This is a genomic window from Nitrosopumilus sp. S6, assembly GCF_054515815.1.
In genome coordinates this window covers 56,243-76,819 of the sequence record NZ_JBTNRI010000007.1, presented here as the reverse complement: position 1 = coordinate 76,819, position 20,577 = coordinate 56,243, and the positions used below count along the sequence as shown (strand labels likewise).

The window sequence follows — 20,577 nt, the reverse complement described above, 5'->3', positions numbered from 1 at the left end:
AGGACATTGATCCTCAGAATTTGGAACACCGTCACCGTCTGAATCAAGTGCTACATTTGCAAATACACTGCTTGGAAACATTCCAATTGTTAGCGTAAGTAGAATTAAAAATCCTAAAAGATAATTTTGTTTCATCCTAAAACACACCTAAGGATCTGGACATCCATCATCGTCTTTATCACCATCATAGTCTTCAGGTTCAAGAGGACACAAGTCATGCTCATTTAGGATATCATCTAAATCAGAATCGTGTTTGTATCTTGATTGTTCAGGTACGATATCTGGGCAGCCGTCTTTATCAAGATACTTGTTCCAGGTTTCTTTTAGATTAGGACACATATCAACATCATCATTTATTCCGTCACCGTCTGAATCAACAGTCATGTTTCCAAGTGGAAGTACATCAGGACAACCGTCATAATCGACATATCTATTCCAAGTTTCTTGTTGAGTTGGACACATATCCATTACATCTGGAACTCCATCACCGTCTGAATCAGGTTGGGTGTCATCAACGTCTGGACATCCATCATCATCTTGGAATCCATTATAATTTTCAGCAACTAGTGGACATTGATCAATCTTATCTGGTATGCCATCATTGTCAGAATCTACTACAAATGATTTAGTTATAGTATCAGGACAACCGTCATCATCTTGGAATTTATTCCAAGTTTCTTTTGCAGATGGACATGCATCTATAAAATCAGGAATACCGTCTTGGTCCCTATCACTACGTGGAATGTAATCATCAGGACAGCCGTCTCGGTCTAGAATTCCATTATAAGTTTCAGGTTGATTTGGGCAATGATCATTATAGTCATTTATACCATCACCGTCAGTATCAGGGGCACCCTTGTTGTCAGATACAGAATCAGGACAACCGTCCAAGTCTTGGAATTTATTGTAAGTCTCTGGAACTAATGGGCATTGATCAATCTTATCTGGTATGCCATCAAAGTCAGAATCTAAACTTGTAACAAAATCAGGATAGTCTGGGCAGCCGTCTTCATCTTGGAATCCATTATAGCGCTCCCGCTCTAATGGACATTCATCCACAGAATCTAAAATACCATCATAATCTGAATCAGATTCAGAGGAAACATCAGGACAACCGTCATGATCATTGTGTCTATTCCAAGTTTCTGGTTCAGATGGACATTGGTCTAAAGTATCTCTAATACCATCACCATCAGAATCTGCAACTGCAAGATCTGGACAACCGTCTAGATCTTTATACCCATTTACTGTTTCAGGTTGTAGAGGACATTTATCATTCAAATCAGATATGCCATCACCATCAGAATCAAATGACAATTGATTAGTAGTGGCATCAGGACAACCGTCAGAATCTTGGAATTTATTGTAAGTTTCTTTTGAAAGTGGACATTCATCAAGTGCATCAATGATTCCATCTAAATCACGATCACCAGTACCATAAGAATCAGGACAACCGTCTCTATCTTGGAATCCATTAAAAATTTCAGGTTGGTTTGGACATAAATCCCTGTTATCAATAATACCATCACCATCAGTATCAGTTAATCCTTTATTGTCTGCAACAAAATCAGGACAGCCGTCTTCATCTTGGAATTTATTGTAAGTTTCTTTTACAGTAGGACATTGATCAATACTGTTTGGGATACCATCAAGATCAGAATCTTTATCACTAGAATATGGAGGAATGTCAGGACAGCCGTCTTCATCTTGGAATCCATTATATCTTTCAGGTTCTAACGGACACGCATCATCGATATCCTTTATTCTATCACCGTCTGCATCGTTCAGTGAACCAACAAATGAAGGAAGTGAATCAGGACAGCCGTCATAATCAGCAAACCTATTGAAAGTTTCTGGTTCATTAGGACAAATATCAAATTTGTCTGCTATTCCATCACCATCTTTATCATTAAATGTAGTATCAAGTGCAACATCAGGACAACCGTCATTGTCTCGGTAATTGTTAAACACTTCAGGTTCAGTAGGACACAAATCTAGTGAATCTTTTATTCCATCATTATCAATATCTCTAAAAGCAAGATCATTAACAGAATCAGGACAACCGTCCAAGTCTTGGAATCTGTTGTAAGTTTCAGGATTTAGAGGACATTGATCAACTGCATCAGGTACACCGTCTCTATCTCTGTCACCAGAGCCAAAGTCATCAGGACAGCCATCTGTATCTAAAATTCCGTTAAAAGTTTCAGGTTGATTTGGACACAAATCTTTTGTATCAACGAATCCATCACCATCAGAATCAGGCAAGCCACCTGGTCCGCCTTGAGGAGAAATATCAGGACAACCGTCTTCATCTTGGAATCCATTGTATCGTTCTCTTTGGCTAGGACACTGATCAATGTGATCTTCTATTCCATCATAGTCTTCATCATACCATGGAACAAAGTTTGATGGACAACCATCAATATTTTCCAAATAATCTTCCTTTAGGTTAGGACATAAATCAACAGAATCATCAACTCCATCCTTATCCAAATCACTTGCTGCAAAAGCAGGATTGACAGGCATGCTGGTTAAAGTCGTTATTAGTAACAATAGGAATGGTAAAGTATGTATTTTCTTCAATGCCTAAAATATTCCTGAGGATCCAGTTATTAAACCTCACTCTAAATCTGACTAAAAATACCAAAGGTTTTGGGAAAATTTTCAATATGCGGTAGAAAACTCGATCAATTTAAGTAAACCAAAACAGGATCTGGACTTATGAGTTGTTCAGGTGAAGTAGTTGAGGGAGAAGAACAACTAATTCAGATCAAACCTGCAATTACTGCGCAATTAAAAAAAGCAAAGTATGGAGTTTCTGATCACTCTACTGTAGAGTTATGTCATTGGACAAAAAAATCATTCAAACATGAAGGCAGTTGCTACAAACACAAGTTTTATGGAATTTCAACTCATAGATGTATGGAATTTTCTCCAGCTGGAATGCATTGTGAAAATCGTTGTGTGTATTGTTGGAGACCAATGGAGTTTTATGATTCACTAGAAATGAAACCAGAACAAGTTGCAGAACCTAAAGATATCTTAACTAAACTAATGGCTGAAAGAAAAAAACTGATCAATGGATATTATGGAGATTCAAGAAACGACAAACAGAGATTAGATGAATCATTACTTCCTAGCCACTATGCAATTTCACTCTCAGGAGAACCGACAATGTATCCAAAGTTACCAGAGTTGATAAAATATCTAAAATCACTTGAAGCAACAAAATCAATTTTTCTTGTTACAAATGGTCAAGAACCAGACATGATTCAAAGACTACAAGATGAAGATGCACTTCCAACACAGTTGTATTTATCAACTAATGCTGCAGACTATGAATCATTTTTAAAAATTAACAAACCAAAGTATGACGATTCATGGGAAAGATGGAATAGAACACTTGGTATGTTAAAACATCTCAATACAAGAACTGTTTTACGTATAACTCTGATTAGAGGCTATAATGATAGAATAGATATGATTCCAGCATTTGCTAAAATGTTCAAAGAATCAAGTCCACACTTTATTGAAATAAAATCTTACATGCATATTGGACGTTCCACAAATAGACTAGAGCATTCAAACATGTTAGAGATGGAAGAAGTAAAAAGATTTAGCGAACAAGTTGCAAAACAAAGTGAAATATTTTCAGTTATGGATGAAAGTATTGTTTCAAGAATCTCAATCTTACAAAATAATGAAAGATTTATCGACCGCTGGATTCCAGCTTATGCAAATACCAGTTAGAAAATTTTTTTAGCGCTTTGAATCTGTGAGATAATTCATTTTTGTGATCAGTTTCTGCAAAAGTTTTCATAGAATTTTTTGGAACAAATATCGGATCATATCCCCAACCTTTACCTTTTTGAGATTTTGAGATAGTACCATCTAGTTTTGCATTAAATGATTCAAGAATTTTTTTATCACAATAAGTAATGATTGAAACAAATTTTGCTTTTCTTTTTGATGAAACAAGTTTTAGAATTCCTTTGTTGCCAATTGTTTTGAACACATATGAAGAGTAAGGACCTGGAAAACCATTCAAAGAATCTATGAACAAGCCATCATCTTCAATAAGTATTGGTTTTTTACATTTTGAAAAAGCATCTTTTGCTTTTTTTTCTGCAATCTCTTTTAGAGAACTAGATTGAATTTCTTCCAAATCTAATTTAAAAAAACCTAATTTTATCCCAAATGAATCTAGAATAGTTTTGGCTTCTTTGTATTTGTGAGGATTTGAGGATACAAAATATAGATCAAACAACTTGTGCATACCTACCACGACTTTCTATATCTGATACTAATTTAGTAATTTTCACATAATTGGCATTACCAACTATAGATTTGTATCCAAGTAGAAAATTTTTCCAAGCAGGAATCATAATTTTTGCGTGAGCACTGTTTAGTATTTCCTTGATTAGTCTTAGATCAACTGCATAATCTTCAGGTTTGATAGTATTTTGAGATAAACCAAAATCAATTACATAGACATTATTTTTGAAGAAGATGAAATTTGAAGTGGTTAAATCTCCATGCATAATACCATTTTTGTGAAGCATACCAACTAGTTTTCCAATTGTTTTTGATAATTGGATTATCTTTGATTCAGACAAATCATGAACAGGTTTTCCAGGAATTTCTTGCATAATGATTGATGTATTTTTCAAATTTACAAAATAGACAAGAGGTGCAGGAATACCAAATGATTTAACTTGTGAAATTATTTGAGATTCTTTGATTGTTCGTTGTTTACGTATTTTAAAATCAAGTGAAGAATTTCGATAGTTTTTGATCTTTCTGATTTTCAAAATAGCGTTAGAGTTTTGCCATACAGTTTGATAGATATCAGCTTCTGCGCCTTTTTTGATTAATTTCATTAACGTTATATTCAAATGAATTCAATAAAAATTAATCATGGAAGATGGTGAAAAAAGACTAAAACAAGAAGATTGTAGTGAAGATGTTTTAGGTTCAGGAATTCTTACATTAACTAACAAGAGATTAGCATTTGATAAAACTAGAGCAAGAATGATGGATTTTTCAAAACACATGGGGGATACCATCTTAGATGTCACATTAGACAATGTAACTAAAACATGGAAAGAAGGATTACTTATGAAAAAAGTATGTTTTATTGTAAAAACAGATGAAGGTGAAAAGACCTACAAGTTTGGTGTGTTTAATACAAAAAATTGGCTCAAAAGTATTGATGAGGCAGTTAAAAATTACAAAAACTAGTAATTTACTTTAACAGTATCTAATCTCCAAGACTGTGTAACAAAAGTATCTTTTAGGGAAACACCTTTTTTGATTTGAGATTCCAAAAGTCCTGTCCAGCATATTTGACTACCACAATCTCCAGCATATTTCAAAGGAACAACATAGAATTTTGCACCATGTCGTTTACACACATCTTGCAACATTTCAGATAGTCTTTTGTTAGCTGCTACACCACCTACAATCATCAGTTCTTTCTTTCTTGTAAAAGATAGTGCACGCTCTACTGCTTCTGCAATCATTGCAAACGCAGTTTCTTGGATAGAATAACATGCATCAACTTTACTTTTTTTTGCTATAGATTTTGTTGCAGACAATAATCCAGAAAACGAAACATCATTCCCTTTAACAGAGTATGGTAGTGGAACATAGTTTGAAGATGTTGTTGCCAATTCTTCAATATTTTTTCCACAAGGTGAAGCAAAACCAATTGATCTGCCAAATTGATCTAATAGTTGCCCCAAAGTTATATCCAGAGTTTCACCAAATACTCTCCACTGTTTGTTGAGAAATGCTAAAAGCATTGTGTGACCTCCAGACACTAAAAGAACTAGAGGATTATTTGCACCAGTTAGTAGTTTTCCTAATTCAATGTGACCTAATGCATGATTGACAGGATAGATTGGAATTTTGTAAAATGATGCCAATGATCTTGCAACTACAGCACCAACACGCAAGCACGGTCCCAAACCAGGACCAGCAGCATAAGATACAATATCTAAATCATTAACTTTGATATTTGCCTCATCAAGGCATTCAGATAAAACCAAAGAACTGTTTTCAATATGATGTCTTGAGGCCTCTCGTGGATGAATGCCTTCTCCATCAGCAGGACGATAAATTTTTCTAACATCAGATAAAATTTTTCCTTTTTTGCCTTTTTTTTCTATAACTGCACAAGAAAATGTATGAGCAGTACTTTCAATTCCTAATCCTAGCATATTATCCCCTACTTAGTGTTGATACAATTTTAATCACATCACCATTTTTTAGTTTCTGATCACCGCTGATTCTCTGTTTGGTTTTACAGTCAATTGCATGTAAGAACCCCTTTGCAATATCAGCATGAATCAATCCAGCCAAATCTTTTGCAGTAGAATCTTGAGGAAGTAGTTTTGTATCAGGAAGAACTACACCATCTTTGTTAGTAAGTTTAGTTTCATCTTCAACAGGATAGACAACTATGAAATTCAATGAATCAAAAACTGCAGTATTGAGAATTTTTTGAATTCCAGTGGAGGGGATTTTTTCAAACACAGATTTGACCAAGTCAAGTGCCTTTTGTTGTGGAGGTGCAATCTCTTTTCCTTCTGCAATTGTAAATCCTTCATCACCAGATGAATAATTCACTAGACCAGCCTTTGATGCTTTTCTTAACAATAATTCAGTTTCTGCACTACAAGGAATTACATCATTATTGATTTTCTTGATAATTTCAAGATCAGGGCACAAATCAGCTTTGTTTGCAGCAATGACCATAGGTTTTGTATTTTTTCGTAGTTCTCGCGCAAATTCAACAATATCATCTTCAGTCCATTCTTTTGGATCTCGTGAGATAAAACCTAGTTTTTGCAATACATCTTGTACTTGAAAGTCTTTGATACCTAAACCTGTAAATCGTTTTGCAATTCCATCTGTAAGTTTTGCTCTTTTCTGATGAATCTCTCTTGTAATTTTATCCCATTCACGTTTTAAAATATCAGCAAACCACAAATCAAATTCATCTTGAACAAACTCTACGTCTTCAAGAGGGTTATGAGTTCCAGGTGGAACAGGTTGTCCTTGAATATCAGTGGTACCAGCAATATCAACAACATGAATCAAAACTTCAGCTTGTCTTGCATCATCAAGGAATTGATTTCCTAAACCTTTTCCTTCATGAGCTCCTGGAACTAATCCAGCAATATCAATTAGTTTTACAGGAATAAATCGAGTTCCGTTAACACAAAGATCATTTTGATGTTCAATTTTGAAATGCTTACAAGCACAATCAGCTTTAACATATGCAACTCCAATATTGGGTTCAATTGTTGTAAATGGAAAATTTCCCGAAGCTACAGGAGTTTCAGTTGCAGCAGAGAAAAAAGTGGATTTGCCTACATTTGCTTTACCTAAAAGACCAATTTGCAATGATCTCAAAAATTTAATTCTACTTATTAGTATTGCAGAAATCGTTTAATCACCACCTTTCTAATTTAGCATATGTCAATAGTCATTACTGGTACTCCAGGTGTAGGTAAACATACTATTGGAAAAGAACTTGCTAAAAAATCAAAACTAGATGTAATAGACATTAACGAGGTTGCAAAAAATTCTGGGTTATTTGAAAAAAATGATGAATCAAATGACGTAGACACTAAAAAACTCCAAGAAATTCTTAAAGAAAAAATTTCAAACAAATGTATCATAATAGGACATTTGGCACCTTATGTTTTAGAAAAAGAAAAAATTAACAAGGTTATTGTTTTGAGACGCAATCCATATGATTTGATCAAAGTCTATAACGAAAGAGGGTATTCAGATAAAAAAAGTAAAGAAAATGCCAGTAGTGAGATTTTGGGAGTCATCACATATGATGCCAAAAACCAATTTCAAGACAAAGTTATCCAAATTAATGTAACTGAAAAAAGTATTCAGGAAGTTATAGAAAAAATAGAATCAATAATTTCAGACAATTCAGAAGAAGTGGATTGGCTAGAATTAGTTACCAAAAATAATGATTTGAAAAAATTTTTTGTTGATTGATTAAATAACGCCTTTTAATTTGAAAAGATACTTGTTTGAAATATCAAAAACAGATTTGGCAGGCCGTATAGGTAAAATAGAAACAAATCATGGAAAAATTGAAACTCCAGCATATGTTCCAGTGATTCATCCAGTAAAACAAACAATTCCTTCAAAAAAGATCAAAGAGATTGGTTTTGATTTAGTAATTACAAATGCATACATTACTAGAAATAATTATGGAGAAAAAGCAGTAGAAAAAGGAATTCACAAAATTATTGATTACGATAGAGGAGTAATGACAGATTCTGGAGGGTATCAAGTTTTAGAGTACGGCGATGTTCCAGTAACTCCAACAGAGATGGCAAATTTTGAACAAGGTATCATGACAGATTTTGCAATACCATTAGACAAACCAACAGGATTTGGACTTCCAATAAAAAAAGCAGAAGCATATGTTAAACATACTCTCAAAGTGTGTAAACAAACTATTGAAGACAGTAAAGACAACGGACAGATTTGGATTGGTCCAATTCAAGGTGGAGAACATTTTGATCTTGTTGCAAAATCAACAAAAGGTTTACTCAAAATGGGATACAGAATGTTAGCATTAGGTAGTCCAGTTGAATTTATGGAGTCATATGAGTACAGATTATTAGCTCAAATGATTGTTGCAGCAAAAAAACAGATTCCACACAACATACCATTACATCTATTTGGTGCAGGACATCCACTAACTATTCCATTTGCAGTAGCATTAGGTTGTGATACATTTGATTCTGCATCATACATGCTATATGCCAAACAAAATAGGTACATAACGGAAGATGGAACTCGAAATTTATCAGATATTGTAGTTTTTCCATGTAATTGTGAGATATGTACAAAGTATACTCCAGATGAATTGCGACAGTTAGAATCTACTGAAAAAATCAATCAACTTGCTATTCATAATCTTCATGCAATAAAATTAGAAGTAGACAAGGTCAAACAAGCAATACACGAAGGCAGATTATGGGAATATGTTATCAAGAAAGCAAGGGCACATCCAAAATTATTTGAGATGATAGAAGTTATGACAGAAAATGCTGAATTTTTAAGAATTGGAACACCAAAATTCAAAGAAAGAGCAATTTTTCTATTTGATAAAGAAGATCAATTCAGACCAGAAGTACAATCATTTCATGAAATAGTAAGGAAATTCAAATCAAATAAAAAGAAACTCTTAATCATAAAAGAATCATCTACCAAGCCAGGCTACCTATCACATCAATTTGTAAATCTATCAAAGAAACTCAAAGATTTTGAAGAAACTCAGATTTGTCAATACAATCCCCAACTTGGATTAATCCCAATTGAGATTTCAGATATTTTCCCTGCCGCACATCATGAAACATCACGAATGAATTTTGATCCTAAAGAATTTACAGAATTTGAAAAAACATGGAAGACATTTTTTAATAACAATCAATTTTCAGAAATTCGATACAACAAAGAAGATGAATTCCTAAAACATTTTGTAAAAATATTACCAAAAAATATCAAGAAAAAATCTTTTTCGTAATTAAAAATAAGAAAAAAGAATGTGCTAAAAGATTCAGCCTTATAGTGCTGCGTCTTCTGCCCAACCGTTGATGAAGACACCGTTTTTGTGAAGAGGTACTGGTTGTCCAGCAGTGTAATTCATTGGTCTCATCCAAAAGATTGATTTTGTTGGGCATACACCGATGCATGCACCATCAGAAATACATCTTTCTGGGTAAAAGACAAATGCTTTACCTCTCTTCCAGCCTTCAACTGGTTTTACTCTAAGGACATCAGGACCAAGAGTTGTACAGATTTCTACACATAGTGCACATCCGATACATCTTTGTTCATCAATGTCTGGAAGTATTGCTATTGGCATTACAAAACTAAGAATGCTTGGTTACTATTTAAACCATGATTGATATTCATAACCCTGTTATGAAATTTGATCGACAAAAAGTATGTGCAGAATCCAGATTCAAAAATTTAAAAAACAAAAAGATAACGTGATTATCACGTTTATTTTCTCATTGCGTCTATTTGACCAGAAGTAACCCAGTCAAGTAATTCTGCAGAAGATGGATTAAGGTCTGCTTTCTGATTCATCAGATTGTTAACCCAAATCCAGTTAATTTGGTTTAGGAGCGGTTTGTTTGCTTCGTCACCAGCACGTGTTTTAGCGACGACGGCTTGATCTTGTTGTCCTAACCATTCTTGGAAGCTTCTTCCCATGAGGATCGGATCTTAGCTTGCACTAATTAAAGCTTTTGAAGATTCTATGTTATGCATAATGATCGGCTAATTTTCAAGAAGGTTTTAACGTAGATGAAAAATCATTCTAATTCTTGAACGTTAAAGTTTTAGGAGCTGCCAATGAGGTAGGCAGATCAGGCTTTTTAGTAAATTGTAATGGAACAAATCTCTTACTTGATTACGGAGTATTATTTGGCAGAAGAGGAACACCTCCACAATATCCCATTCATGTAAAGCCAAAGGATTTGGATGCAATAATTATCACTCATGCTCACTTGGATCATTCTGGAAATGTTCCATCACTTTTTGTAAGTGGTAATACGGATGTTTATGCAACACCACCAACATTTGATTTATCAAAATTACTAATTGAAGATATGCTAAAAATTGAAAAAAATTCACATCCATTTGACATACCTGAATTAAACAATATGATGAAAAATGCAAAAGAGATTGGATTCAAACAAAAAATTACCAAAGGTAATGCGACATTTGAGTTACGAGAATCAGGACATGTAATTGGTGGTGCTACTGTATTAGTGGAATCTGAAGGTAAACGGCTGTTCTATACAGGAGATATCAAAACAAATGGTTCAAGAATGCTTCGTGAAATGGACTTAGATATTGGAGAAATTGACATGTTAATAACTGAAAGCACATATGCCATGACAGAACAAAAACCAAGAAAAGAGTCAGAGACAGAATTAATTGAATTTGCAAATGAAGTAATGGATAGAAAAGGAATTTTATTCATTCCATCATTTTCAGTTGAACGTTCTCAAGAGATTGCATGTATTTTAAGAAATGCAAACTTCAAACACAGAATCATCATGGATGGAATGGCATTAAAGGTAAATGAGATAATGTTTAGACATCCAGAATATCTACGAGATCCCAAAGTATTTTCTGATGCAATCAAAAGAGCAACTGCAATTACGGATCATGGTGAAAGAAAACGTATGATGGACGAACCATGTGTTGTAATTTCACCTGCAGGTATGTTGGTTGGAGGAAATGCTGTTTTCTATCTACAACATCTAGCGTTTGATGACAAAAATGGAATTGCACTTGTTTCCTACCAAGGGGAAGGTACTCCAGGTAAAAAATTACTAGAAACAGGAACGGTATCATCTAGAGGAAAAGACATCAATGTTACTGCACAAGTCAAACAGTTTGAATTTTCAGGTCATGCTGACAGGAATGAATTATTTGATATGATTAAAAAAATTAAAGGGAATCCTAAAGTGTTAACCGTGCACGGGGATTCTGAATCTTGCGATTTATTTGCACGAGAAATTCATGAAAAATTTGGATTAGAAGCACATTCTCCTGCAGTCAATGAAGAGATTACTGTCTGAATTGCAAATTAATCAATCAATAGATGTTGAAAATTCAATTAATAGTGGTCAAGTTTTTCTTTGGAGAAAAAATAAAGAATTTTGGTACGGAGTTAACGGACAAGATGTTCTTCAAGTAGACAAAAATGGAAAAATAAAGTCTTTGAAAAATTACAAAACAGATTTTTTTAGAAATAATGATAATTTTGGTGAGATAATTAGATCAATTTCCAAGGACAAAATAGTAAAAAATGCTGTAAAAAAATATCCAGGATTAAGAATCATAAAACAAGATCCTTTCCAATGTTTAATTTCATTTATTGTATCATCAAATTCCAATATTCAAAAAATTAAAACTAATCTAGAAAATATATCACAAGAATTTGGGGAAAGAGTTGTATACAAAAATCAAGAATTTTTCCTATTTCCTGACGCAGAAACCCTTTCTAAAGCATCAATTAATAAAATTAAAAATTGTGGGGTGGGATATCGTGCAAAGTTCATAAAAGAAGCTGCAAAGATTATTGCTTCTGAAAAAATTACAATTGAGGATTTGAAATCAAGAAGTTATTTTGATGCAAAAGAGAAAATTAGAATCATTCCAGGAATAGGAAACAAAGTTGCAGATTGTATCTTGTTATTTTCTCTTGATAAATTAGAATCATTTCCTTTGGATAGATGGATGATTAGAATTTTAGAAAAATACTATACAAAAAAATTCCACATCGAAACTAAAACAATTACAGAAAAACAATATGATATTCTGCATGAAAAGATTGTAGATTATTTTGGCCCATATGCAGGATATGCACAACAATTTCTCTTTAAAATGGAAAGAGAAAATTACCAAAAAAAGTGGCTGTAAACCCTTAAAATGGTAATTAATTGCTAGGTTTTTGGGCCCATAGCTCAGCATGGATAGAGTGTTGGACTTCTAATCCAATGGTCAAGGGATCGAAGCCCTTTGGGCCCGCTTAACAAAATTATTTATTCTAATCAGAAGACGTGTTTTTGTGAAAGACATAGAATTCAAGTTAAATTCAACTGAAATTCATCCAAATTCTGAAATAATAGGGACAATTTCTGTGTCATATCCAGGAAGATATGACGGAGTAGTTATCAATACACAAATTTTGGATTCAAATGAGCACATCACCTACAAATCATACAATGGAAAAACCATTTCTAACAATGTTGCAAGATTATTTATCAACAAAGATGTCATGTCAGAAGATAAAGCAGAATTTACTGCAGTAATAAAATTTGAGCCAACTCAAGAATATGAAGTGAAATTTAGAGCATCAATTATTGAGCAACATAAAGAAATTGAAAGTCAGATAATTTTTGCAAAATATTCTATCTAGAATCTGCTCTTCTCTATTGAGATTTCACCTTTCATCCATGGATGAGGCTGACAGAAGTAATGAAGTACAGTTGGTTCTGTAAATAAGAATTCATATGAATCTCCAGGTTTGATTACTCCAGGAGAACCAAAGTCACCACTAAAACCATCTGCATACCTATGATCAGGAGTTACAGTGTGAGCAGTATCATCATTGTTTATCCATTTAACATTGTTTGTAAATGTCAGCAAAACCGTCGGTTTGTTTGGAACATAATTGTCGTTTCCTTCTATAACTGCACCTGGAACAATCTCAATTAAGAAAAATTCTTCTTCAGGATGTAAAATGTGATCAGATACAGATGGTTTTGCTAAAGATTCAGGAAGATAAAATGAAGTGTAAAAGACTACAGATGCAGATAATCCAACTAATAATGCAATAAGTCCAATTCCATATGCATGACTAGATGTAGGACTACTCATAATTTTTTTCGTCTCCCAAGTTCTTATAAAGCTTGTTTGAAATTTTTGAGATCATGGTTTGTTGAGATCACCAGTACCAAGATTTAGATTATTGTCTGCACCAACTCCCAAGTCAGCTTGAGTTTTTGGTGTAGAAACTTCTGGAGCAATAGGTTTCTCTTCAGGTTTATCTGCAGCAGTTTGACCTTCTGGAAGTTTTGCATGTTCTTCAGGTTGAGAAGATTCTTCAGGTTCGACTAGTTTTGGCTTCTCATCAGATACTTGAACTGGAGGAGCCGGAGGTGCATTCTTTTGTTCGCTCATTCCATATCGGTAGATATGGAAGAATCCTGCAAACACCATCAATATTAGTCCAATGAAGAATAATGATATGTTATTCATTCCAGTTATGGCGGCATTGTATGCTGCAATGTTAAGGAATACTTGGAATGCTAGTAATGCTACAAGTAACCAATTAATCCATTTTTCAGACAAGTTTAAGGTTGCAACTTTCTTTGGACCAGTACTCTTTGCTAATTTTGATTTTCTTTCTGCTTCATTTGCAAGTTTAATCATCATGTATGTAAATCCAAAGCTCATAGGAACTAACAATATCATTACACTGTAGAAGAATACTGGATCTATTACCAAACGTTCAACTAATGGTATTGAGATGTCCGGTGAGATGTAGAATCCCCAGTATGTGGTTACCATAATTTGTGCAAGACTAGTAATTCCAAATGCAGTAATGATTGGTCTTTCTCTCCAAGAGAATTTCTTGTATCTATCAATAAATGGAATCAATACAAACGATATGATGAATATCAAAGGCCACAGTAATCCAGTTACAAACTTGTCATATTGCGTTCTCATGAAAGCGTAAATTCCAGTCAGATACCATTCAGGTACAGTAACACCAGGCGGTACGGTAGGCTCAAACTTGAATCCCAAATCAATAGGGAAGACACCGCCAGTAATCAAAATTGCACCACCAATTGCCATTACCATTGGTACATCAAATACCAAGAATCTTGGAAAGTGAACGGCCATCAATCCAAGCATTACAATTGGTAACAAGAACACATGTTGTGCATAGAATCTTAATACAAAGTCCGAGAAACCACTACCCAACGCCGCATCGCGTATAACAGGACCCGCTATAGGAATTGATGTAGTTAATGACGCTGCAATACTAATTGCAAGTTCTGCTCTTTCAGAAAAGATAACATCATATCCAGTAAATGCTTCTAAGATAGTAACAACACCTAAAATAACGCCAGTCATCCACAAGACTTCATTTCTAATTTTGTATCTTCCACTAAAGTATTGATAATACATGTGAAGAACAGCTAAGAGTACCATTGCATTAGAACCATGATAGTGTATGTTTCTAATGTGGAATCCAAATGGAACTTCATCATTGATGAATTGAACACTATCCCATGCTCTGTCCAATATCGGTTGATAGTAAAACATGAGCAGTGCTCCTGAAATTCCCAAAATAATGAATACAATGAATGTAAGCATTCCCAAAAATCCAAAAGGACTTACAAATCTTGCAGGGAATGAAAACTTGATTGCAGTAAAAATAGTTCTATCTACACCTTCCCATAGCCAATAGAGAAACTCTACTACACCATTTCTTCTTGGCTCAAGCGAAACGGCCATATCCAATTACTCCATTTTCATTTGCGTTAAACTTTGGTGGCAAGATATACACCAATCCATCAGCATCAGCTTCCAAAGTTAGTTTAGGTAAAGTGTTTGATGGTGCAGCTTGTACAGATGCAGGACCAACAAATGCAGTTCCAGAAACTGGATCATACATACTTCCATGACAAGGACATTCACCTCTTTTTCTTCCATCATCAGGCCAGTATTTCCACAGACACCAAAGATGAAGACAAATCATACTAAAAGCTCTAAATGCAGAAACATCATTTTTTCCACCGCCTAATTCTTCAGGTAGTCTAATGAATTGCCATTTACGAAATGCTTCAGCATCAAGTGCTGCATCACCTGTTGCAGGATAAGTAATGACTTCAGCATGATTAATTGGATAAGTGTTAATGTTTGCTTGAGTGCCATCAGGTAGAATTACAGGTACTTTTTCAAGGGAAGCCTGATTGGGGTTTGGCATGAAATTACCAAATGGGACAAATGGAGCAAAAGCTAAACCAGTTCCTGCGGCACCCATCAACTTTAGAAAGTCTCTTCGGGATAATCCGGCAGACTTTTTTGTCCCCACCTCTGACATTCAAGCTGACGTACTCGCCAAATTGCTTATAAACCTTGTTCAGTTACTTTGCAGGTTTTTGTCGAATTATAATAATGGAAACAATTCCGATCGCAATCCCAATAGCAACACCTATTCCAATTCCTGTAAAAAGTAAAGAATCAGAGTCATCAGATGTAACAGTGATTTCTTTGGAACTAGATTTTTCTTCAGTTGGAATAGTTTGATTTTCAGTAAATTTTTCAAAGTCTGAAGATATTTCATCTTCAGTTATGATTTCTATATTTTGAGATATTACTTCAGAGGAAATATTTGTAAATTTGGCTGCAAGTGTAATTGGTTCAGTTGTAGAATTTCCTCCAAATAATGTAGAATGTGTCAATAATGTGTAAGTACCAGTTTGATTAATTGGGACATACAATACAGTTGATGTATCATCTTTATTCTTCACTGGGAAAAATCCACCACCTTGACTAAATGGAGTATTTCCTAACCAATCAAGTGATGGCCATCCAAGGAAATGTCCAAAGACACCAGATGGAACATTAGTTTGAATAATTCGTCCTAATGGATCCATAACAAATACAGCTAGATTTGTATCATCATTAGTCCAGGAAAGTTCAATAGCTGCAGTGTTGACAAATTCATTTTGCACATCAAAGTAATACTGTCGCCAATCACCTGCCATGTAACGATTAACCATATCAAATGCACCTTTTGTATAGCCATTTCCGTAAATGATGTTATCACTTTGTTTTCCTTTGATTACAATTGTAGAATCAATTTCTGTCACAGGTTCTTTAATTACAAATGATACTGGTGCATTTACTTCATGCATATCACTTTGAAAATTCAAAAACCCTTGATACACTCCAGTTTCTAATTCACTTGGAGTAACCAAAGTTACATCCACTGTTGAAACATCATTAGGTGGAACAGTTATCGTTTCAGACTCAGGCCATAACATTGACCATTTATCATTTTGATAATAACTTGCAGAAATGGTATAATCCATTGAAGTTGAATTTTGATTTGTATTTCCTAACCAGTAAGAATATCGTGTTGGAACAGGATAAACACCAACTAATGGAACACCATCAAACTTTTCGTTTGGTTCTGAAATTCTTATTTCTTGAACAGTTCCCCAAGAACCTCCTCTGTTAACCAGAGAGAGTTCATCACTAGTAATTTTTGTATCATTATTGTTATCAAGCCAATCATACAAGTATAATGAAGAAATTTTGATGTCATCAGCATAAACATCAGAAGTATTATTCATAAATTGTTCAAAAGGGAAATTCACATTTAGAATCATTAAAGAAGAGTCATCAGGTATAGGATTTTCTTCATTAAAAAAATCTCCTAATTCTTCATGAGGTCTTACATCAGATAATTTCACATAATTTGGAATAAATGCATCAGTTTTGTTCATGATAGAATCTTGTTGACGAGGAAGTGTTGTCCCATTAAATTGAGTATGTTTAATCAGAGACAATGTTTTTGATTTTATTTCAATTGACATTTCATTATCAGTAGGATTAGTGATGGTAAAAGTTGCAGTAGTTCTATCTCCTGCAATTAATTGTCCTCCAAACCAACTAGTCATAGGAAGTGAATGTGATGGAAGTTTGAATTTCTCAAAGCCTATGGCGGTATGATTAAAGTTTTCAATTGAAGGTTCAAGAATTTTTTTAATATTATCATAAGAGTTTTCGTTAGTTACTACAAACACGCCATTTTCTCCATGAACATAATCTAAAGCAGAATTAATGTTTGTTAAACCGGAACCTTGAGTAAAAGGATCGTTATTCATATCAGTTGCAGTAGACATTAAGATATTTTTTATCATAAAGGGATCATAGTTTTGAGATTGTTTTTTCATCTCTTCAATCAATATTGCAGCACTCCCAGAAACTAACGGGGCAGCCATACTTGTTCCTCCAAACAATGAAAAAGATTCATCTCGAGAATCTTTTTTGGTTTTTATCATATTTGACGGAACAAATCCATGAGCACCAATACTCATCACATCAGGTTTTGGATCACCAATCGGTGTTGGGCCTCTACTTGAAAAATCAACTACGTGATTATAATGATTAGTTGAATTACCAAATCTAGGTTGATCTTTGAATGGACCATATCCAACAAAGACATTGTTCGTAGTAGCCCCAACCGCTATTCCAAATGGTGATGCATTTGGTAATCCAATTGTTCCGTAACCATGACCAGAATTTCCAGCACTAGATACCATTACAACTCCAGGATAATTATCATCTAGTGAATGAGGAGTTGCAAGTATACTTTGAATTAAAGATAACACATCCATTCCAGGTGCAGATTTAAATGATGGAAAATTTGAAACTCCCCAACTATTAGAAATTATATCAGCCTTAGGTTTACCTGAAAACTTCCAATTATTATTTTCATTTTCAAATCCTGCAGACCATAACCATGCATAAACTGTATCACCAAACCATAATGCTTTTACAGGTAAAATTTTTGCATCAGGTGCAACACCTGTTATTGAATATTTTTTAGTATCATTGTAAATATCGTATGTTTCTTGTCCACGAGAAGTTATAGATGCAGCACTGGCAGTACCATGACCCATAAAATCAGTCATGATGCCAAAAAATTGGCCATCAGGATCAAATGAAGGTAAAAGAGTACCATTAATTGCATTTAATGTATCATCAATTGCAGTAGAGTTATTTCGAATAACACCATAAACATCTAAAACTTGTGCACCTATTGTTCCTGCACTATAATCAATTTTTCCATCATCATTTGAATCATAAACAAGAAACTCATTACCACTTCCCAAAACAATTGGTTTTTCATCAGTGAAATCAAAATCATAATTTGGTTTTTGACCTGGAGGCAAACTAAATCGAGTATAATCTTCCCATGAAGTACTCATGTCAGGAATTATTGTATCATACACACCAGGGATAAAGGAATCAACTACAAGAACAGGTACTACTTGAATTTTTGCCAGAGGTCCACTTAGTCCACCCTGATATATTACACCAAGACGATATTCACCACTTTTTGATTTTATGTAATTTCTATTATCTTGTCCTATTTTCATATCTTTATCTAATGTTCCTTTAAAAATTGGAGATGAACCAATTTGTGGAAAAAATGAATTGTAAATTTGAATATCACTTCCTTTTCCCCCTTGAGCAAGATCAAGAAACACTCCTTCTTTGGTTACATATGCAGAAGAGGTCATGTGTTCTGGAATAGGTTTGCTGTAGTTTCGAATAATATTATTTTTATCAATATATGCAAAAAAAGTTGAATTTGTTAAAACAATTCCTTGTCCATCAGGATCAAGCATAATTGGATGGTTAAGTTCATCTCTTGCAAGAGAATGTCGGATGTCAGGATTTGAAAAATCAACACCAGTATCTACAATTGCAATAACAGTACCATTTCCTGATGCATTGTAATTTTGTTTTGCATTACTTGAGCCAGTAATCTCACCAATTCTTGATGCATCTAATATGAGATTATTTGATGAGTGGAATTCAAGTTTGGAATCTTCAATCACATGAATGCCTTGTGTTGATAACAATGAAGCAATTTTTTCAGATAAAAGTGAAACATAAAAAAATCCATGATCAGATTGTACTCCATAGATTGAATTATTTTTTATGTAATCAGAATTTTGAGTGTTTGTTCCAAAAATCAAATAACGTTTAAAATTGTTTTCAGTAAAAAATTTTGAATCAACATCTATGATTTGAGAATTAAATTCAATTTCAAGGATATTATCCTGTAAAGATACATCATCACCAGTAAATGCATATGAATTTGTCAAAAAACTTGATAAAAGAAGAATTGAAAAGAAAATAGCCGCTTTGGGCATCAAAGAGTTTTTGTTTTTTGTATTATTATAACTATCTTCTTCGAGCTAGAATAGCAATTTGTAAAGCAACAATAATTCCAATGGATGCAATAATTGGAAATAATAATGAGTTTAGTTGAGAAGATGCTTCACTAATAAATTCTACAGAAGTAGAAATGGTTCCCGTACTTTCATCGATTTTATTACTTGCAGTTTCTAATGTATTATCAAATCCTTCAATTTCAGATTTTAAAACATCTAACTCTTTAGACGTGTCATCTAAAATTGTGTTTAAACGAATTATTTGTTGGGATATTCCACCCAAGTCTTGGCTTAAAACATTAGTTGCAGCAGAACCGTGAGATGTTGTTCCTTGACTAAATGCTACAACATGAAATACATGAGTGCCTTCTTCAATTGGAGTATAATCAACATAGTATAATCCTTGATGGAGTGTTTTGAAAGAATTAGTTAAAGTTACAGAAATTCCTGAGGGAAGATGAACATGTGTAGTTCCAAGTAATTTTTTTGGGTCATTTCCTATAAGTAATCCATCACTTGTTGTTTGTACAAATACTCTAATTGGTTGATTAATTGCTGCAGTTTCGGGTGCAAAGACTAGTGTATTAACAATTCTTTCAACTGGAACGTCAAGTAAATCAGTGGTTTCTGAAAATTTTACATCTATTTTTTTAGATATTCCATTTTGTTCAGTACTAATTACTTCAACAGTATACGTACCATAAGGAAAGTTTGTTGAGGGTTGTGGCCACGTCAATAAAGAATAATTAAATGAACCATCTTTGTTTGTGGTAAGTTGATCAAACTTTGCAATAGTTTCATCAGGTGCAAATAGTCTTAAAATTAAATTTTCTTCAGGCAAACCAGTTCCATAAACTTGAAGATTATGAGATGGTGCATAGACTTTACTGTTAGTAAACAAATCAAGTTCTGCATAAGAATTTGGAATTTGAATTATAAGCAATATGGAAAAAATCAGAAACAAAATATTAAATTTCATTTTAACTAATTGCAGATCTACTCCTAGATATTACTTCTGGAA

The 20,577-nt window shown here is 33.8% G+C and carries 19 protein-coding genes and 1 tRNA gene; 8 read left to right on the top strand and 12 right to left on the bottom strand.

The genetic code is table 11. The features are described 5' to 3' along the window. Positions 1 to 147 precede the first annotated feature (147 nt). Positions 148 to 2,526 (bottom strand): thrombospondin type 3 repeat-containing protein, encoded by a 2,379-nt coding sequence (locus ACX12B_RS06425; RefSeq protein ID WP_459353212.1) that lies wholly within the window; start codon positions 2,524 to 2,526, stop codon positions 148 to 150. Between the two features lie 195 nt (positions 2,527 to 2,721). On the opposite strand from ACX12B_RS06425, the gene twy1 reads away from it, so the two are divergent. Then, positions 2,722 to 3,750 carry a 4-demethylwyosine synthase TYW1 gene (twy1, locus tag ACX12B_RS06420; protein ID WP_459353211.1) on the top strand — a complete coding sequence of 343 codons (1,029 nt, stop codon included), beginning with the start codon at positions 2,722 to 2,724 and terminating at the stop codon, positions 3,748 to 3,750. On the opposite strand, the gene rdgB is transcribed toward twy1, so the two are convergent. Both rdgB and ACX12B_RS06410 read right to left on the bottom strand, forming a co-directional pair. Continuing rightward, entirely contained in the window at positions 3,710 to 4,276 is a 567-nt protein-coding gene (gene rdgB, locus ACX12B_RS06415; protein ID WP_459353210.1) for an RdgB/HAM1 family non-canonical purine NTP pyrophosphatase, read from the bottom strand. The two genes, twy1 and rdgB, sit on opposite strands and share 41 nt — an antisense overlap. Continuing rightward, positions 4,260 to 4,880 carry a KEOPS complex kinase/ATPase Bud32 gene (locus ACX12B_RS06410; RefSeq protein WP_459353209.1) on the bottom strand — a complete coding sequence of 207 codons (621 nt, stop codon included), beginning with the start codon at positions 4,878 to 4,880 and terminating at the stop codon, positions 4,260 to 4,262. The genes rdgB and ACX12B_RS06410 overlap by 17 nt, the downstream gene beginning before the upstream one ends. A gap of 37 nt (positions 4,881 to 4,917) precedes the next feature. On the opposite strand from ACX12B_RS06410, the gene ACX12B_RS06405 reads away from it, so the two are divergent. Continuing rightward, on the top strand, positions 4,918 to 5,241 hold the full coding sequence (locus tag ACX12B_RS06405; protein ID WP_459353208.1) for a hypothetical protein: 324 nt from the start codon (positions 4,918 to 4,920) through the stop codon (positions 5,239 to 5,241). Here the strand turns inward: ACX12B_RS06405 and kae1 are convergent. Together kae1 and ACX12B_RS06395 are read right to left on the bottom strand one after the other, a co-directional pair. Further along, positions 5,238 to 6,221: a KEOPS complex N(6)-L-threonylcarbamoyladenine synthase Kae1 gene (kae1, locus tag ACX12B_RS06400; RefSeq protein WP_459353207.1), complete on the bottom strand. Its 984-nt coding sequence runs from the start codon at positions 6,219 to 6,221 to the stop codon at positions 5,238 to 5,240. The two genes, ACX12B_RS06405 and kae1, sit on opposite strands and share 4 nt — an antisense overlap. Before the next feature lies 1 nt (position 6,222). After that, entirely contained in the window at positions 6,223 to 7,410 is a 1,188-nt protein-coding gene (locus tag ACX12B_RS06395) for a redox-regulated ATPase YchF (RefSeq protein ID WP_459353206.1), read from the bottom strand. A 72-nt stretch (positions 7,411 to 7,482) separates the two neighbouring features. Here ACX12B_RS06395 and ACX12B_RS06390 point away from each other — a divergent pair, with 72 nt between their 5' ends. Further along, positions 7,483 to 8,025, top strand: a complete 543-nt coding sequence (locus ACX12B_RS06390; protein ID WP_459353205.1) for an adenylate kinase family protein — start codon at positions 7,483 to 7,485, stop codon at positions 8,023 to 8,025. Between the two features lie 31 nt (positions 8,026 to 8,056). Continuing rightward, entirely contained in the window at positions 8,057 to 9,568 is a 1,512-nt protein-coding gene (tgtA, locus tag ACX12B_RS06385; protein WP_459353204.1) for a tRNA guanosine(15) transglycosylase TgtA, read from the top strand. A 39-nt stretch (positions 9,569 to 9,607) separates the two neighbouring features. Here tgtA and ACX12B_RS06380 read toward each other — a convergent pair whose 3' ends face one another. After that, positions 9,608 to 9,910: an ATP-binding protein gene (locus ACX12B_RS06380; RefSeq protein WP_014963910.1), complete on the bottom strand. Its 303-nt coding sequence runs from the start codon at positions 9,908 to 9,910 to the stop codon at positions 9,608 to 9,610. Between the two features lie 140 nt (positions 9,911 to 10,050). Then, positions 10,051 to 10,263: a hypothetical protein gene (locus ACX12B_RS06375; RefSeq protein WP_012215921.1), complete on the bottom strand. Its 213-nt coding sequence runs from the start codon at positions 10,261 to 10,263 to the stop codon at positions 10,051 to 10,053. A gap of 113 nt (positions 10,264 to 10,376) precedes the next feature. Here ACX12B_RS06375 and ACX12B_RS06370 point away from each other — a divergent pair, with 113 nt between their 5' ends. The 4 genes from ACX12B_RS06370 (at position 10,377) to ACX12B_RS06355 (ending at position 12,985) form a co-directional block, all read left to right on the top strand. After that, entirely contained in the window at positions 10,377 to 11,642 is a 1,266-nt protein-coding gene (locus ACX12B_RS06370) for an MBL fold metallo-hydrolase (RefSeq protein WP_459353203.1), read from the top strand. Next, positions 11,623 to 12,486 (top strand): DNA-3-methyladenine glycosylase family protein, encoded by an 864-nt coding sequence (locus ACX12B_RS06365; RefSeq protein WP_459353202.1) that lies wholly within the window; start codon positions 11,623 to 11,625, stop codon positions 12,484 to 12,486. Before ACX12B_RS06370 ends, ACX12B_RS06365 begins: the two co-directional genes overlap by 20 nt. A 33-nt stretch (positions 12,487 to 12,519) precedes the next feature. After that, positions 12,520 to 12,594, top strand: a tRNA-Arg gene (locus ACX12B_RS06360). A gap of 40 nt (positions 12,595 to 12,634) precedes the next feature. Continuing rightward, complete coding sequence (locus ACX12B_RS06355; protein ID WP_459353201.1) at positions 12,635 to 12,985, top strand: hypothetical protein; 351 nt, start codon at positions 12,635 to 12,637, stop codon at positions 12,983 to 12,985. Here the strand turns inward: ACX12B_RS06355 and ACX12B_RS06350 are convergent. The 5 genes from ACX12B_RS06350 to ACX12B_RS06330 are packed head-to-tail and all read right to left on the bottom strand — an operon-like array spanning position 12,982 to position 20,535. Next, the gene (locus ACX12B_RS06350) at positions 12,982 to 13,446 is read right to left on the bottom strand and encodes a cupredoxin domain-containing protein (RefSeq protein WP_459353200.1); all 465 of its coding nucleotides are present in this window, start codon (positions 13,444 to 13,446) and stop codon (positions 12,982 to 12,984) included. The genes ACX12B_RS06355 and ACX12B_RS06350 overlap by 4 nt on opposite strands. Before the next feature lie 51 nt (positions 13,447 to 13,497). Continuing rightward, the gene (locus ACX12B_RS06345; protein WP_459353199.1) at positions 13,498 to 15,093 is read right to left on the bottom strand and encodes a cytochrome b; all 1,596 of its coding nucleotides are present in this window, start codon (positions 15,091 to 15,093) and stop codon (positions 13,498 to 13,500) included. Further along, positions 15,077 to 15,682, bottom strand: coding sequence for a twin-arginine translocation signal domain-containing protein (locus ACX12B_RS06340; RefSeq protein WP_459353198.1), 606 nt, complete (start codon positions 15,680 to 15,682; stop codon positions 15,077 to 15,079). The genes ACX12B_RS06345 and ACX12B_RS06340 overlap by 17 nt, the downstream gene beginning before the upstream one ends. Before the next feature lie 43 nt (positions 15,683 to 15,725). Continuing rightward, complete coding sequence (locus ACX12B_RS06335; RefSeq protein ID WP_459353197.1) at positions 15,726 to 19,535, bottom strand: S8 family serine peptidase; 3,810 nt, start codon at positions 19,533 to 19,535, stop codon at positions 15,726 to 15,728. Positions 19,536 to 19,566: 31 nt separating this feature from the next. Further along, positions 19,567 to 20,535 carry a methyl-accepting chemotaxis protein gene (locus tag ACX12B_RS06330; protein ID WP_459353196.1) on the bottom strand — a complete coding sequence of 323 codons (969 nt, stop codon included), beginning with the start codon at positions 20,533 to 20,535 and terminating at the stop codon, positions 19,567 to 19,569. Positions 20,536 to 20,577: the final 42 nt, after the last annotated feature.